Origin of the sequence: Paenibacillus sp. FSL M7-0656 (assembly GCF_038003225.1) — a bacterium.
Taxonomy (GTDB): domain Bacteria; phylum Bacillota; class Bacilli; order Paenibacillales; family Paenibacillaceae; genus Paenibacillus; species Paenibacillus amylolyticus.
In genome coordinates, this window is record NZ_JBBOOT010000001.1 from 4,354,870 (window position 1) to 4,371,107 (window position 16,238).

The window sequence follows — 16,238 nt, forward strand, 5'->3', positions numbered from 1 at the left end:
AGAGGTTCGGGTGACAAACTTTGAACTGCTGGCCTTCAGGCTATTGCGATCCTTCCTTCTACAATCATTGGAGATCATAGGGTCGCAGCTCTCCTGAAGATTTTATTTCAGAGAGGAGGCGTCCAGGCTATCACATTCCTTCCTTCTAACCCTAACCTTTCACGTTATATAGGGATGTGGCTTTCCTGGACTCTTTTATCATGAACAATACAATCTATTTGCGCAGAGCAAACGAACTCATTATCGAATCAAACGAAGGGAAGCAACAGTTGCCGGAGACACACCTGGCGACTGTCCTCAAAAATATTGAAGCACTCGGATACACATTCTCGGATGAGTTAATGCAGGCGATGCGGCAGCTGTCCAAGGAACAATTTGAAGCAACATATATTCAACTCGTGGCTGATCTAAGAGTCATGGTCGGCGCACATGTGAAGTACACACCGATGTATGCAGGATTCCCGATGCAGGTGATGCAAGCGGATGAGGCCGAGTTATATCTCAATGCGATTATTCATTATCTGACCAACCTGACTGTGGTCTATCCGGATCAACCATCTGTGGAGCGAATGCCTTTGCTGGAGAAGACGGACTTGAAAGTCATTGGACTGGGAAACCAGCAAGCATTCCAGACACTCATCCGTCAGATCATTGAAGCAAAAGGTTCCATCTCGGAAACAGACAAGGCCGATATCGACACGGTATTGGAGCATGCAGACCCGGAAGACGTGGATGCGCTATTACCCACTGAGATTCCGTTCAAAGAAAATGTGGGCTTTGTGGTCGCCTCGCTGTTGAAGCATGAAAAAGCGAACATCGACCGGATCGGTCCGTATTTCAAAACGGCAAGTGATGTCCTGCGTCTGGCTGTTGCCTGGTCCGATGGTGATGTTAGCCTCGCTGCGGCTTCTCCCTTCCGGAAATTCAAACGCCGCGAGAGACGCCTTTTGCTCGGATTATTGGAGCAGTGTGGCTCCATGACGGAGGATATGCTGCGATATAAAGATCGCTGGATTCGCCTTGGCGAAATTCTGCATCCTTCGGAATATAAGCTTCGGTATCCACGATGCGAAGAAGCCTTTGATATTTTGCGTAATAATAAGTCTTATTCGACCTTCAACGGAAGTGTGGAGCTTGCCTTCCAATATCGGAATGTATGGAGTCTGATCGATCTGTTGTCAAAGCGTCCAGGTGAATTCGCGAGAAGACTGGATCACTTGCTGCGGATGACCGAAGATGAAGCGTATGTACTGCTGGCATTTGGTGAGGTACTGGAGCAAGTATCTACCCCGGTGTTATTGCAGGTAAGACAGCATTTTGCCCACCGTAATGAACCGCAGGATCTGCGTGTCTTTTTCCCGAAAGGCAATGTAGCCAAAGCTTTTGCTGTTCCGAATGAGCTGACAGAGATCGATGAAGCCACGTGTCAGAATGTCGTGCAATTGTGCGAACAGGCATTGGTAGAGCGCTTCGCTGCCCTTGCCCCGCTCGGGAAGACTTATGTCGATCCGCAGCTTCATGATTATCTGGTGCCCTTTTCCCAGAGATCGGCGAGCAAGGCTCTGCATACTATCGTTCGTGGAAGCCGTGTGCCGATGGCAGAGGGTGATACCATTCGTTTCTTCAACTGGTGGAAAGAGGGGGACGTGGACGGAAAGTCTACAGGGCGCGTGGACATTGACTTGTCTGCGGTGATGTACGATAAGGACTGGAACTATGTGGAGCATATTTCCTATACGAATCTGCGATCCTCTAACTATAAGGCTGTCCATAGCGGAGATATCGTGACTGCACCTAACGGAGCAAGTGAGTTTATTGATCTGCATATTCCATCCATCGTGGCTTATGGTGGACGATATGTGGTGGCAACACTGCTTTCGTTCACCAGTCATCCGTATTGTGATCTGCCGGAATGTTTTGTAGGGTGGATGATGCGGAAGAAACCGGGGTCTGGCGAGATTTTCGAACCGTCTACCGTAGCGAACAAAATCGATATTACCGCGGATACGCAGATTGCGATCCCCGTCATTATGGATCTGGTTGAACGCACCGTCATCTGGACAGACCTGGCGCTGACCAGATATCCGGACTACTACAATAACGTAGAGGGGAATCAGAAAGGTATCGTGCTGATGGGTAAAGCACTAACGAATTTACGCAAACCCGATCTGCACGACTTGTTCATGCTCCACGCCAAAGCTAGAGGAGAACTGGTGGATACAATAGATCAGGCGGATACAATCTATTCGGTCGATCAAGGTATTACACCCTATGATATCGAGCAGATTATGGCGGAGTATCTGGTTTGACCTGTTTGACTTGACTACTGGTGATATGTGAATATCAAAGTTAGAAAAGAGTAGCTGATGCTGCTCTTTTTTTCTGGTTTAAATGCAAAGAGCCTACAGAATGGTGCAGGTAATGTCGGATGCAAAGAGAATGACTTTGCTAAGCTTGAATTAACGTGGGAGGGATGATATGGATACGCTGAGGCGGTTAAATGAAGCCTTGAATTATATTGAGGAGCATCTGATGGATGTCGTGGACATGAAGGAGATTTCCCGAATTGCCTGCTGTTCGGAGTATCATTTTACACGCATGTTCTCTTTTCTTAGTGGTGTAACACTCTCGGAATATATTCGACGTCGCCGCTTGACACTTGCAGCCATGGAGTTAAGCCACAGTGACAGCAAAATCATTGATATTGCACTAAAATACGGGTATACATCGCCGGATTCTTTCTCGCGTGCTTTTCAAAGCATGCATGGCACTACGCCCTCCGAAGCGCGAAACCATGGTCCATCTCTTAAAGCCTTCCCACGGATGACATTTCAACTGACCATTCAAGGAGGAAGCGAAATGAACTACCGTATTGAAGACAAAGAGGCTTTTCGAATCGTGGGTATTCGTAAAAGGGTGCCAATCGTATTCAACGGGGTTAATCCGGAGATCGCTGCGATGTACCAGAGTCTCACACCGGAATTGATTGATACGATCAAGGGTGCATCAAACGTCCAACCTCTGGGCTTAATCAGTGCTTCAGCCCATTTCAGTGAGGGACGGATGGCGGAACAGGGAGAACTGGATCATTACATTGGTGCAGCTACGACAAAAGAGACGCCTGAAGGACTGGAACAGCTGGAAGTTCCTGCTTCGACGTGGGCTGTATTTACTGTCGTTGGCCCGTTTCCAGGCACGCTTCAGGAGGTGTGGGGCCGGATCTACGCGGAATGGTTTCCTTCATCGGACTATGAGCTGAGTGAGGGCCCGGAAATGTTATGGAATGAGCACAAGGATGTTACTGTAGAGCAATATAGAAGTGAGATATGGATACCTATTCGGAAGAGATGATACTGTCTCTAGCTTAGTATCTGCGGGCGCAGCTTTTTGAAGCTGCGTTTTTTGTTTTCAGAATTTGCTATCGGATGTACGAGCCGTTTTCATTGCAAATATATGTAATATAATGGTATTATTTTATTGGAATTGTAAGAATACTTGTATTTAGAAGAGTGATTTAAGAAGGGGGTGGCGAGATCAGGTTTACATGAAGTGATGACTCTATTCTATACGCACGCAGACATAACATTCCATTGATTATGGACAGGCTCACATAGCAGACATATCGATATGAGACGGAAGTGTCAGTTATTATATATTATAATGTAAGCGCTTTATTAAATGAGTTCCAAGGAGGGAATTACTCATGACCAAAAGTATAGTGAGAAAGGCGCTTGGTTTGTTTTTAATCATCGTTATGATCGCAACAGCTGTTGTATACCCTGCATCTACTGGACACGCGGCAACCATTAATGTTACGGATAACGGCTCCAGAATTGAAGTAAACACCGGATCAGGATTAGTCTATGTGGTGAACAAAACCAATGGGGATATCATCTCAGCCAAAATGAACGGTACGGAGCTGAACAGCAACAGAGGATCACATATAGGCTCAGGTTTGGGCTCATCTGCCAATGTGACGTGGAATACCTCTCCTTCAGGATCAACGGTGTTAATCACGGTATCCACAAGCACACTAACTCACTATTATGCTTCACGTGGTGGGGAGAATATCATATACATGGCCACGCATATCACGGCTCAACCTTCGATCGGGGAGCTGCGATACATTTTCCGTGGCAATGGTAGTGTGTTGACAGGTGTTCCGGCGAATTCAAACAACCGGGGTAACACCGGAGCGATTGAAAGTCAGGATGTGTTCGGGTTCGCAAACGGCCAGAGTGCCTCCAAATATTATGGTAATGATCAGGCCAAAGATTTATCCGTTCGTGGAGTTACGGGTAATGGCGTCGGTGTATTTATGGCCTACGGCAATCGGGAAAAAAGCTCTGGTGGTCCATTCTTCCGCGACATCCAGTTCCAAAGTGGAACCGAGACGGAAGTATATAATTATATGAACTCGGGACATGCACAGACGGAGAATTGGCGCCTGGGTCTGCATGGGCCGTACGCTTTGATCTTTACAACCGGAGGTACGCCAAGTGTACCCGACTTCAGTTGGATGTCTGGTCTGAATCTGCAGGGTTGGGTATCCAGTCGGGGGAACGTTGTGCTTAATGGTCTCTCCGGGATGGATACGGGTTATGCATACACAATTGGGTTCGCCAATAACAATGCCCAGTATTGGGTGGGGACGTCTTCAAGTGGGGCGGCCGCCAAATACAGCATGATCCCGGGCACGTACACTATGACAGCTTATAAGGGAGAACTAGCCGTATATACGGAAACGGTTAATGTCACGGCAGGGCAAACGACGACTCTGAATACACGTACGATCAACAATGACCCAAGTAAAGCCTCTAACATCTGGCGAATCGGCAACTGGGATGGTACACCACGGGAGTTGCTGAATGGACAGACGATTCCGATCCGTCACCCTTCCGATAGTCGCAACCCAAGCTGGGGACCTGTCACCTATGCTACCGGTAGCGCGACCAATCGATTCCCGGCAATCCAGTTCCGTGGTCAGAATTCTCCAACCACAATAACGTTTAATTTGAATGCATCTCAAGCGGCATCTTCTCATACGCTCAACATCGGTATTACCGCAGCTTACAATAATGGCAGACCGAGTGTAACGGTTAATGGACATGCTTTAACCAATCCTGCTGCATCTTCACAGCCCAAATCTCGTAGCTTCACCATTGGTACGTATCGTGGAAACAACACAACCTTTAGCTGGAATGTTCCAGCATCCTACTTCGTCAATGGTTCCAACACTATCACGATTACGCCGATCAGTGGTTCCAGTGACTTGGGTAACTGGTTAAGTGCAGGTTGGGTCTACGATTGTGTTGAGTTGTTGAATTAAATTGCGAATGCAATGTAAGAGCAGGTGAAGATATGATCCGTAATAAAACATATTGGATGGTACCGGTCTTCATAGGGTTGATTATTTTCTTAATGGGATGTACTTCCTATTCTAATGTTTCATCTGCTTCAATTAAGGCGTATAAGCAAAACATCAAGCAGGAGTTTCCGAAAATTCGAGAGACGAAGATTCGTTATTCCACTCCACGGGTGGAATTTGCCTACATTGTGAAAAAGCAGTTGGGAGAAAATGAGGTAGGACGTCTGTTTGTTCAGACCCGAGATTTCATGACCAGCCCATCATTTCAAAATGAAGTAGTCAATGGAGAGTATAAGGACGAAAATCCGAGTTGGGGCGATCCGGAACTGGCGATTACAATTACCGTTCGTGGTAATGATGTGACAGCCTATCAGTTTACGTGTAAACCGACGGAATCAGATTCCGACACAGGTGCAGCAGAGTATACGGAATGGTACGTCCAGACAGCAGGTGATCCAGAAAGTAGGCCTTATTCAGTCCCGAACAACGAGGACGACACATAAATATTATTAATTTTCTGCCAATGATTCTTAGGTAAAGTAGTCCGAGTTGCATGATCAAACATAGTGGGTGTCATCCAAGTCGTCTGAATGAACTTGGATGACACCTATTTGATTTAAATTTGCAGGCAGTCCATTGCTGGAGATGGTGATCCGGATAGTGGTATAATTTTCAATACGTAATCATGAGTGAATGAACGGGGAGGAAAAGAGAATGAGAGACGATCTGTTGGTTCAATTGCAAGAGTGGCATGAAGAAGATGAGTTTCAGGAAATTGTAGATGCAATTCAAGCAATTCCTGTGGAAGAAAGGGATTATGAGCTGGTTAACCATTTGGGAAGAGCGCTAAATAACCTGGAAAGGTATGAAGAAGCGGTTGAACAATTCCTGACGGTTGCTAAAGAGGGCACAGGCGACCCACTTTGGCATTATCGGATTGGACTGGCTTATTATTATCTGGAGCAATATGCGCATGCCCAGCAAGCGTTCGAAAGAGCGGATCAATTGGAGCCTGAGGATGAAGATACGCTGGAGTTTCTGGAATGGATTCGAAGCAAAATGGAGGAGCCATCCGAATCTGAATCTGAAGTTGAAACGGATCCAGAGGCTAGTGAAGAATTCCGTGTACCCGTTGACGTTGCAGCGACCCTTCCAACGGTTCCCAGACCGGAATCAGGAAAATTCTGGAACGATAGTGAGCAGGCACTGGAGCATTATGTGTCCAATCCGCCAAGTGATGGTCTCATTGACTCTGTGGAGGAGCAATTGGTGTTCCGACTCCCTGTCTCCTACATTGAGATGATGAAGCTACATAACGGTGGCGTTCCGTACAATCGTTATTTCCCTGTAGCGAATACAGATACAGGAGCTACGGATTATGTTGAAATTGAAGGCATACTGGGCATTGGCCGTGAGAAGCCTCGCACATTAGCCGGTGCACAAGGTAGCTGGACTTTGATTGAACGTGAAGGCTATCCGGAGATTGGTGTAGTCATCGCAGTTTCTCCTTCGGAGTCGGGGGTTGTCATGCTCGATTATCGTTCATTCGGTAATGATGGAGAACCAGAGGTCGTTTATGTGAAGAGGGAGAATCCCAAAGAGATCATTCCGCTGGCACCGAACTTTGAGACGTTTATCCAAGGGCTGATGACTCCAGAAGTCTAAAAAATCGACAGAGGTTCTTTAAACTGTTGTGTGGAAGGGAGACAGAAGGTGATATGGAGGAACCGATCAAGGTATATAACACCGCAGTGGAAGCTTTTCTTGAAGTAATCGGGGGGAAGTGGAAGCCTGTTATTCTATTCCATCTTACCTTTGGCAAGAAACGTAATGGTGAGCTGATGAAACTGATCCCTGCGATCACTCAGAAAGTGTTGACTCAGCAACTTGGTGAACTAACGGAGGCGGGGGTTATTGTCCGTATTTCCCATCACCAGGTCCCACCTAAAGTGGAGTATGAGTTAACAGCGTATGGATGGAGTCTTAAAGAGATTCTTCATCTGATGTGTAGGTGGGGCGATATACACGTGGAGAATGTATATGGTGATCGAGGAAAAATTCTGTTTAAGCCGCCAACTACTACTGACCGTTGAGGGACTTATATTAGCCGATTCTGGAATTCAGGAATCGGCTTATTTTGCATTTTATTTACTTTACGGAAGGATCTTGCGATCACGTAGATTTCTGAAAATATCCATAAACATAGTCTCAGTGTCAATGAAATCATGGAATCCGAAGCGGCGAGCTTTGGAACCATCTGCGAAGAAATCATAATCCCACGAGAAGACAAAGTCACCAAATGCCCATGAAGAGACATCGTCATAAGGGGTGTTTAACAAACCATACTTTTCAATCATGGAATTCCAGAGATTTTCTTTATCCGCCATCACTGTTGCAAGTGAAAGGGGCAGTGGAGGTGCTGTTTCCAATTCAAAAAACGTAGCGATTTTGGGCCATAGCTCATTCCAGCGAAACAGATCACCATTGGTGATATTAAATGCCTGATTGGCACATTTCGGATCGGTTGCTGCCCATACGGTTGCATGAGCCAGCAATGTTGCATCAGTCATTTCAAGAAGAGAATGATACGCTCCTGGTTTCCCAGGGAATCGAAGGGGCAAGCCAAGTTCCTTGGAGATAGCAGCATAAACGCCAATAACCATGGCAAGGTTCATTGGATTACCCAGGGCAAATCCACATACAACAGATGGGCGCAGGGCTGACCAGGTCCAGCTGCTTCCGGGTTGCCGATCCTCGAGAAACCGTTGCTGATCGACATTAAATTCAGGGGGCATATGATATGCGTCCGTTTCTTTGGCAGGTGTTTTGAATGGCCCCAGATGTGCACCGTACACTTTATAACCTTGCATTAGGCTAATATGTTGGAGATTTGGAGCGATGGGTTCGATGGTATTCACCACATTGACGAGCATGGCCAGGTTGGGCTGTACCAATTCGGCCCAAGTTGGGCGATCCTGATACGCGGCGTAGAAAATATGCGTAACCGTCGTTAAATGACTCAGTTTGTCTTGTGTGTCTGCTTCGTTCAGTAAATCAGCTGATATATAACGTAAACCGGGGGCATCTTCTCCTCCGCGGCGAGATACACCAATGACATTCCATTGCGGAAGTGTCATCAGATAATCAATAAGGTTTCTTCCAATGACGCCTCCAGCACCAATGACAAGTGCGGTATGACGGGTAACGTTTTGTTCAGGTTTCAATGGACATGCTCCTCTCTTCTTCTGTTCATATTGTGGGTCAGAAAAAGAAGGATGAGAAGTACGCACCTCAAAGTCATATACGTACTTTGAAGTAATATATGAGCCTGGTACAGGATATGAGCGTTATAATCTGCACTTCATTGGATGTTACTTGCCTATAACCACAAAAAGCCGTAAAAGGAACAATCGTCCTTTCACAGCTTCGGTGTGTCTGTATATTCGTTCCATAGATCTGTTGTAGATATCGTTTACGCCGGGAACCCGCCACCTGGAGGTGGCCATGCGCCGTAGAAGCGACGCAGTAGAACAATCTCCCCTAGATGATACGAGTTATGGGAGGCGATATTGCGCAGAAGTCCTGCTTTAGTTTCACCCGGGAAATAGAGCAGTGGATCATCTAATTGTGCAGTTTCTGCAATGGCTACGGCTTGATCAACCCCATCCAAGAATGCCTGAATATCTGCCTTCCACGTCGCTTCGTCCTGTGGACCCTTCTCTTCAGGCCAGCTTTCACTCACGTTAGCAGGGAGCTGTGGCTTGCGTCCTTCCAAGTGTTCGAGCATGAATTGCTGCCAATAATGCATGTGCTTCACCAACTGATAGATCGTATATGGCATGGCATCGTGCGTACGAGTAGCAAGTGTGACATCGATATCGGGTAGAGCACGGGCGATGCGGATATGACCGCGTTCCCCCACTAATGATTTGACAAGGGCTTGCCCAAAGCTTTGATTAACATCTGACATATGGTACCTTCCTCTCTTCCAAGACCGGATCTGATAACCTGTCTTCTATTTAGTATTATACAATTAAATTGCTAAAAATTAAAAATGGGTAACGAAGAACGCTAAATACTTAAAATGCCTATGATATAATAGTAAAAATAAATCTCAAGACCTCAGGGTCGAGGAGGAAGCTCCTGTGAAAGTGATATTGGTTGACGACGAACGTCTAGCGTTGATAGGCCTTCAAAAATCACTAGAAAAAGAAGTAAGCGGCATTGAAATTATCGCTACATATATGAATCCAACAGAGGCTGTGGCGGGTATTGTGGAGCACCGTCCTGATGTTGTATTTCTGGATATTCATATGCCGGAGATGGATGGTATGGATCTGGGAAGACAGATTCAGGCGGCAACACCGGGCACCGAAATTATATTTGTGACCAGTTACGATCAATATGCGGTGCATGCTTTCGAATTACAGGCTTTGGACTATGTGATGAAGCCCATCCAAAAGGATCGATTGAAGCAGACGGTGAGCCGCGTAAGAGAGAAACTGAGCGTAAAACGCGAGCAACGGTCAAAGGATACAAACGTACCTTTAATTTGCTGTTTTAATCAGATTCAGTTTAAGCTTCCAGGCAAGGATGTTCAGGTGGCCAAATGGCGTACAAGCAAGGCGCAGGAGCTGTTTGCATACTTGCTTCACCACCGGAACCAGGTCATCCATCGCAGTGTTCTGCTGGAGCTTCTGTGGCCGGGAATGGAAGAGGAGAAGACGACACATCAACTCTACACTGCAATGTATCATGTCCGCCAAACCCTGAAAACTTGCAATATGGATATGATCACGATTCAGAGCGGGCACCTGGAGGCAGGCTATCGACTCGAATTGGGTGAGGCTCAGTTGGATAGTGAGCAGTGGGAACGGGAAATCAGGCAATGGAAAGTCATAGACGCAAGTACCGTTCATGCCTATGAGCAAGCGCTTCATCTATATAAGGGTACCTATCTTGGCAATTATGAATACATGTGGGCTGAACCTGAGCGGGAAAGATTACGCTATCTGTGGCTATATCATATGAGACAACTAAGTCTGTATTACCAGCAGCATGGGCTGGCGGAGAAAGTGGTCGAGAGTACACAACGTATCCAGCATATGCTTCCGGATGAAGAAGAAAGTTACTTTATGCTAATGAAGTTATATGATGAAATGCACAACGATCTCGGTGTGGAGGAGCAGTATCGTCTCTTAACCACCAGAATGGAGCAAGATTTGGAGATACCGATCAGTGAGGATATTACTGAATGGTATCAGGACTGGAAGCTCGGTTTAACCAAAGTCATGAAAAAATAATTAATGAAATTACTTCAAACGAAACGTATGGACCGTTACAAATATTTGATCATCATGCTAATCATTTTTGGAGTGTTAATTGGCATGCGCTCGGTATGGTCGGAGCTATTCCACACAGTAGATGAGCATCGCGCCGTTAACGGGGTGCTTGATTTGAGAGATGTGGATCTGGATCAGTCCCCTGTCATGTACTTGAATGGGGAATGGGAACTTTACCCGGATGAGTTGCTGACCCAACAAGATATTGCGAAGAAGAATGGCGGTGCGAAGAGTGTTCAGGTCCCAGGAGACTGGGGGAGTGCACAGAATCAGGAACAAGAGAGTTCGTACGGTTACGGAACATATCGATTGCGCATTTTGACAGATCCACTTCAGACGCCGGTAATCTTCTGGTTCAAGGGAATCCGAAGTTCATCCGAGATCGAGTTGAATGGAGACGCGGACGGGGGTATGGGTGAGGTCTCCGCGGATAGCAGTACATATATACCCCGAAGCACTTCATATACAGCGACCTATGATCAGGAAGGAACAACCTCCATTGAACTATTGGTTCGTGTAGCCAATTACGATAGCCCGTATATGGGCGGAATTAGCAAACCTGTTCGCTTTGGTTCACAGGCAGCCGTTGATTTTTCGCGTTGGTATTCCATTGGTTTTCAGATGCTCACCTTTCTGGTTCTGCTCCTCCACGGCATGTATGCCTGTATTCTTTACGCATTTAATCGACAGGAACGTTCCTTGCTGGTTGGAGCCGTATTAACTTTATCTGTTGGCATCACGGTTACGATGGGTCATGATAATATATTGATGTTATGGCTTCCTATTAATTATACCTGGGGCATTAAAATTCGATTGATCTCATTGTTGCTGCAAAATGCTTGTATCCTTCTGTTATTCCAGAGATTAACGATGGTTCATGTACGAAAGGCATGGCTACAGTGGCATGTTGTCATGACCTTGATCTATACGGCCGTGATTGTGGTGGTGCCCATTCATATTACCTATGCCATGATCCATTACAACGTCATTAACCTATTCTTTCTTGTATCCATGATCTGGTTTCTATACATCGTCGGAACGATGATCTTCAGGAAACAGGCGGACCGGGATATTGTTTTTCTGCTGCTTACTGCAGGAGGCATTATATCCAACCTGATATGGAGTGTGGTCGAGACAGCCAAAGATGTGACAACAGTCTATTATCCCATTGACATTATCTTTGCGATTACCGGCTTCTCCGCCTATTGGTTCAAGAAATACTTCAGGAATGTCAGGGAGAATATGAAGCTGAACACAGAACTGCAGAAGGGCGACAAAATTAAAGATCAATTCTTGGCGAATACATCACATGAACTGCGGACCCCGTTGCACGGGATCATTAACATCGCTCACAACGTGATCACCCGAGAGAAAAACCGGTTGGATGAACGGAGCCTGGAGGATATGGAGTTGCTGATTACGATCGGTCGACGGATGTCACATCTCCTTGGTGATCTACTGGATGTAGTCCGGCTGAAGGAGCACCGCATTGAGTTACGTCAGGGGCCTCTTTCCATACAGTCGGTTGTGCCTGGCGTTATCGCCATGCTGCAATTCATGGCAGAACGAAAACCGGTTTGCCTTCATATGGAGATTCCAGAATCGTTCCCTCAGGTCATGGCTGATGAAGAAAGGCTTGTTCAGATTTTGTATAATCTACTGCATAACGCGCTTAAACATACAGAGGAAGGAACGATATCCGTAAGTGCCGAAATTCGTGAAGGACATGCTCTGATTCATGTGACGGATACAGGCATTGGCATGGATGAGGATACACGGATGCGCATTTTCCTCCCGTATGAACAAGGGTCGTATGGAATCAGTGATGGACAAGGCATCGGGCTTGGACTGAACATCTGCAAAGAGCTCGTAGAACTGCACGGCGGGGCACTTACGGTTCACTCGGAACTCGGAAAGGGCTCGGTATTCAGCTTCGATCTACCACTCGCGGATGAAGCCGCCGATCAGGCTCAGTCGCAGCTACCTCTAATTTGGGAACAGGCCGCGGAGATGATGGAAGATGCACCTAGCGGATTCCTGTTACCCCGCCAAGGTATGGGGGACGCGGAAGCCTTGGCGACAGCAGAGATGGCTCCGTTGTTAAAAGAGGGAAGAGCTACCATTCTGGCTGTGGATGATGATCCGGTGAATCTGGATGTGTTGGTCAGCATCCTTTCGACGGAACCATATGATATAACTACAGCAGGTTCGGGTCAGGAAGCGATGGAATTGCTCGGCACACGTCAGTGGGATCTGCTCATTACAGATGTGATGATGCCTAATATGTCCGGATATGAGTTAACCCAGAAGGTGAGGGAACAATTCTCGATGTCTGAGCTTCCTGTGCTGCTGTTGACGGCACGAAGTCAGCCACCAGATATCTACACGGGGTTTGCATCGGGCGCCAATGATTATGTCACGAAGCCTGTAGATGCGGTGGAACTGAAATATCGGATACGTGCATTGACCATGCTAAATCAGTCTATCCAAGAGCGCCTGCGCATGGAGGCCGCGTATTTACAGGCTCAGATTCAGCCTCACTTCCTATTCAATACGTTGAATTCACTTATGGTTTTAAGTGATATTGATACAGAGCATATGCGGAAGCTTGGCGATGCTTTTTCATCTTATTTACGGATCAGCTTCAACTATCTCAACACAGGGGAACTGGTGAAATTATCATATGAGCTGGAACTCGTTGAAGCCTATCTTTTTATTGAAAAAACACGATTTGAAGATCGATTGTCGGTGGTATTAAACGTAGAGCCGGACCTTCCGTTGCTTCTCCCGCCGCTATCCATTCAGCCTTTGATTGAAAATGCCGTCAGACACGGACTATTAAGCCGCAATGTAGGCGGTACGTTATGCCTATCCATTACTCGTCATGAGGGTTATACCCGTATTGAGGTGAAGGATAATGGCAAAGGCATCGAACCGGAGAAGGTTGCAGAACTGCTACATGCTACGCCAGGTGGAAAAGGCGGAATAGGCATTGTGAATACAAACCGCAGATTGCTGCAACGTTATGGTCAGGGATTATCGATCGTAAGTGAGCCGGGTGAGGGAACGATGGTATCATTTGATATTCCGGATGAGATATAAGGAAAAGGCCGCAGAAGTGAAGACTTCCGGCCTTTTTGTTTTGCTTGCGTGTTCATTCCCTGATTTTAATTATTTCTAATGCTTCTTTCATATGTTAGTATATTTAACATTAGAAGCGCGGGTTTCGGCATTGGGCGCTAAACGTTGTTATAGTGGGTGAAGAGATCGATGCGCAATTGGGTCAAAAATGAGAATGTGCAGATGACGGCCATTGCCTTTACCACTGCGGTAGGGGCGCAATTCAAGATAAATCCGTTCCGGGAAGATTACTTCCGAATCGGGCTGGGGGTTAGCATCCTTTTATTTCTGCTGATGATCATGCCACACTTGTCTTATGTGAAGACAGGAATCCTGACAGGCATCGCGAATTTGCTGTTCCAGTCGGTAGATCTCATCAATCATGTACAGACGGTGTCTATACTGGAAAGCATGCGGGACAATCTGGGGGCAGGTGTGTATTATGTGGTCTTTGCCTATGGGCTTAGCATGTTCAAGCATCGATTCCATGAGATGCAGCCTCTTCTGCTCGGCGGGTTAATCACATGTATCGATTTCTCCTCTAATCTTGTTGAACTGCTTTTTCGCGGAATGTTAAGCGGGACCAATATCTTTTATATGAAGGAATGGTTGTATCTGCTTGTGGTAGGTGGTCTGCGAAGTTACTTTGTGATTGGGCTATATAACAGCATTGCGGTGAGGCAGATGCGGCTCTTACATGCAGAGCAGGAGAAGCGGATGGAGCAGATGCTGAGTGTGAACTCGGGTCTGTATGGCGAGGTCTTTTACCTGAAGAAAGCGATGAATACGATCGAAGGTATTACAGCTGACAGCTATGATCTATATCGCGATCTCCGGGAGCAGGACATGAACCAATACAGTCAGCGCACGCTGGGCATCGCTCAGCAGATTCATGAAGTAAAGAAGGATTCACAACGCATTCTGGCGGGTCTGCTGAAGCTGTATGATAATGAAAAAGCGGTCAACATGAGCCTGTCTGAAGTGCTGAACTTTGCCAGCAAAGCAAACCGAAAATATAGCGAGATGTTGCATAAGCAGGTCGAGATCGATATTGAGCAACAGTATAATTGTGAGTCTCCGTATTACATTCCTCTTCTCACGGTAATGAATAACCTGATTGCCAATGCGGTAGAGGCGATTGAGCATGATGGGACGATTCGAATTCGTATATATGAGCAGGAAGAAAACGTGCATTTCGTTGTGATGGATTCTGGAAAAGGCGTACCTGAAGCCAAACGGGATGTTATTTTTGAACCAGGCTATACAACAAAGTTCAATGAAGTTGGCATTGCTGCGACGGGCATTGGCTTGTCCCATGTACGTGATATCGTTCAGTCGTTGGCGGGACAGATCACAGTGGAATCGGCGCCTCTGGGAGCGAGAGGGACTACATTTCGTATAGCTATTCCCAAGATGAATTTAATAAAGGGGGCCGATGTCGATGACACTTTCTATCATGATCGTGGATGATGATGTGGTGAGTCGTAGCATGCTACATGATATCATTGAATCCTGTGGTATCGGTGAGCTTGCGGGCATGGCTGAGGGCGGTATAGAAGGCGCACGGATGATCATGGATCTGCGTCCTGATGTGGTGTTGATTGATCTGCTGATGCCGGATCAGGACGGAATTGAGACCGTAGCGAAACTGAGGCAGAGCGGATATACCGGGAAATTCATTATGATCTCTCAGGTGGAGAACAAGGAGATGGTAGGGGCGGCCTACCAAAACGGCATTGAATTCTTTATTCATAAACCGATTAATCGGGTGGAAGTGGAGCATGTGCTCAGCAAAGTGAATGACCAGTGGAAGTACGAACGTTACGTGCTGGAGATCAAGCAGTCGATGGCTCGATTGAATCTGGTGGAAGCGCCGGCCCCTGCCCAAGGTCGTACGGTGCGCGATGCGGCACGAAGCATTCTAATGGATCTGGGGATCATCGGAGAAAGTGGTAGCAAGGACATTGTTGCCCTTATGGAGTATGCGATTGATCAGAAGCAGGTCGCGGAGTGGCCGCCACTGAAGGAGTCCTATGAAGCGGTGGCCCAGACGTACAAGTCTACGCCCAAGGATGTGGAGAAAGAGAGCAAGGCGATGGAACAGCGCATTCGCAGAACGGTAATTGCCGCGTTAACAAACATGGCCTCGATTGGACTCACCGATTATAGCAACCACAAGTTTGAGCATTGTGCGCCCCTTTACTTTGACTTCCGGGATGTCCGAATGAAGATGAGAGCCATAGAAAAAGATCAGGCAGGAGACAAAGGCAAGGTTAATATCAAAAAGTTCCTGCATGTGTTCTATATGGAGACGCTTGAAAAGATGAATAACTGAGGCATCATATGCCTCTGTCTGTTGGAGGATATGAAAACCCGGGAAGGTGACCATCGGCGGTGTCGAGGTCACT

Annotated in this window: 12 protein-coding genes; 10 read left to right on the forward strand and 2 right to left on the reverse strand. The window is 46.8% G+C overall.

All coding sequences use genetic code 11. The features are described from left to right. Nucleotides 1-200: 200 nt before the first annotated feature. From MHI01_RS19295 to MHI01_RS19320, 6 genes are all read left to right on the forward strand, one after another. Entirely contained in the window at nt 201-2,309 is a 2,109-nt protein-coding gene (locus MHI01_RS19295) for a TerD family protein (RefSeq protein ID WP_340983863.1), read from the forward strand. A 169-nt stretch (nt 2,310-2,478) separates the two neighbouring features. Next, the gene (locus tag MHI01_RS19300; RefSeq protein WP_340983865.1) at nt 2,479-3,351 is read left to right on the forward strand and encodes an AraC family transcriptional regulator; all 873 of its coding nucleotides are present in this window, start codon (nt 2,479-2,481) and stop codon (nt 3,349-3,351) included. Between the two features lie 352 nt (nt 3,352-3,703). Then, the gene (locus MHI01_RS19305) at nt 3,704-5,329 is read left to right on the forward strand and encodes a rhamnogalacturonan lyase B N-terminal domain-containing protein (RefSeq protein WP_340031505.1); all 1,626 of its coding nucleotides are present in this window, start codon (nt 3,704-3,706) and stop codon (nt 5,327-5,329) included. Between the two features lie 32 nt (nt 5,330-5,361). Further along, nucleotides 5,362-5,871, forward strand: a complete 510-nt coding sequence (locus MHI01_RS19310; protein ID WP_339284866.1) for a hypothetical protein — start codon at nt 5,362-5,364, stop codon at nt 5,869-5,871. Nucleotides 5,872-6,082: 211 nt separating this feature from the next. Next, nucleotides 6,083-7,033 carry an SMI1/KNR4 family protein gene (locus tag MHI01_RS19315; protein WP_340983866.1) on the forward strand — a complete coding sequence of 317 codons (951 nt, stop codon included), beginning with the start codon at nt 6,083-6,085 and terminating at the stop codon, nt 7,031-7,033. 53 nt (nt 7,034-7,086) lie between these two features. Further along, nucleotides 7,087-7,461 carry a winged helix-turn-helix transcriptional regulator gene (locus tag MHI01_RS19320; RefSeq protein ID WP_036671801.1) on the forward strand — a complete coding sequence of 125 codons (375 nt, stop codon included), beginning with the start codon at nt 7,087-7,089 and terminating at the stop codon, nt 7,459-7,461. A gap of 60 nt (nt 7,462-7,521) precedes the next feature. On the opposite strand, the gene MHI01_RS19325 is transcribed toward MHI01_RS19320, so the two are convergent. Both MHI01_RS19325 and MHI01_RS19330 read right to left on the reverse strand, forming a co-directional pair. Continuing rightward, nucleotides 7,522-8,592 carry an SDR family oxidoreductase gene (locus MHI01_RS19325; RefSeq protein ID WP_340983867.1) on the reverse strand — a complete coding sequence of 357 codons (1,071 nt, stop codon included), beginning with the start codon at nt 8,590-8,592 and terminating at the stop codon, nt 7,522-7,524. Nucleotides 8,593-8,840: 248 nt separating this feature from the next. Beyond that, on the reverse strand, nt 8,841-9,338 hold the full coding sequence (locus MHI01_RS19330) for a DinB family protein (protein ID WP_100526685.1): 498 nt from the start codon (nt 9,336-9,338) through the stop codon (nt 8,841-8,843). A 175-nt stretch (nt 9,339-9,513) separates the two neighbouring features. Here MHI01_RS19330 and MHI01_RS19335 point away from each other — a divergent pair, with 175 nt between their 5' ends. The 4 genes from MHI01_RS19335 (at nt 9,514) to MHI01_RS19350 (ending at nt 16,165) form a co-directional block, all read left to right on the forward strand. Beyond that, nucleotides 9,514-10,671: a response regulator gene (locus MHI01_RS19335; RefSeq protein WP_036671798.1), complete on the forward strand. Its 1,158-nt coding sequence runs from the start codon at nt 9,514-9,516 to the stop codon at nt 10,669-10,671. A gap of 3 nt (nt 10,672-10,674) precedes the next feature. Beyond that, complete coding sequence (locus MHI01_RS19340; RefSeq protein WP_340983868.1) at nt 10,675-13,812, forward strand: hybrid sensor histidine kinase/response regulator; 3,138 nt, start codon at nt 10,675-10,677, stop codon at nt 13,810-13,812. Between the two features lie 168 nt (nt 13,813-13,980). Next, nucleotides 13,981-15,300, forward strand: a complete 1,320-nt coding sequence (locus MHI01_RS19345; protein WP_340983869.1) for an ATP-binding protein — start codon at nt 13,981-13,983, stop codon at nt 15,298-15,300. Continuing rightward, nucleotides 15,272-16,165 carry a response regulator gene (locus MHI01_RS19350; RefSeq protein WP_340983870.1) on the forward strand — a complete coding sequence of 298 codons (894 nt, stop codon included), beginning with the start codon at nt 15,272-15,274 and terminating at the stop codon, nt 16,163-16,165. The genes MHI01_RS19345 and MHI01_RS19350 overlap by 29 nt, the downstream gene beginning before the upstream one ends. Nucleotides 16,166-16,238: the final 73 nt, after the last annotated feature.

Coding starts and splice junctions, on each gene's coding strand:
- MHI01_RS19295 (WP_340983863.1), top strand. CDS start 201: ATGAACAATACAATCTATTTGCGCAGAGCAAACGAACTCATTATCGAA.
- MHI01_RS19300 (WP_340983865.1), top strand. CDS start 2,479: ATGGATACGCTGAGGCGGTTAAATGAAGCCTTGAATTATATTGAGGAG.
- MHI01_RS19305 (WP_340031505.1), top strand. CDS start 3,704: ATGACCAAAAGTATAGTGAGAAAGGCGCTTGGTTTGTTTTTAATCATC.
- MHI01_RS19310 (WP_339284866.1), top strand. CDS start 5,362: ATGATCCGTAATAAAACATATTGGATGGTACCGGTCTTCATAGGGTTG.
- MHI01_RS19315 (WP_340983866.1), top strand. CDS start 6,083: ATGAGAGACGATCTGTTGGTTCAATTGCAAGAGTGGCATGAAGAAGAT.
- MHI01_RS19320 (WP_036671801.1), top strand. CDS start 7,087: ATGGAGGAACCGATCAAGGTATATAACACCGCAGTGGAAGCTTTTCTT.
- MHI01_RS19330 (WP_100526685.1), bottom strand. CDS start 9,338: ATGTCAGATGTTAATCAAAGCTTTGGGCAAGCCCTTGTCAAATCATTA.
- MHI01_RS19340 (WP_340983868.1), top strand. CDS start 10,675: ATGAAATTACTTCAAACGAAACGTATGGACCGTTACAAATATTTGATC.
- MHI01_RS19345 (WP_340983869.1), top strand. CDS start 13,981: ATGCGCAATTGGGTCAAAAATGAGAATGTGCAGATGACGGCCATTGCC.
- MHI01_RS19350 (WP_340983870.1), top strand. CDS start 15,272: ATGACACTTTCTATCATGATCGTGGATGATGATGTGGTGAGTCGTAGC.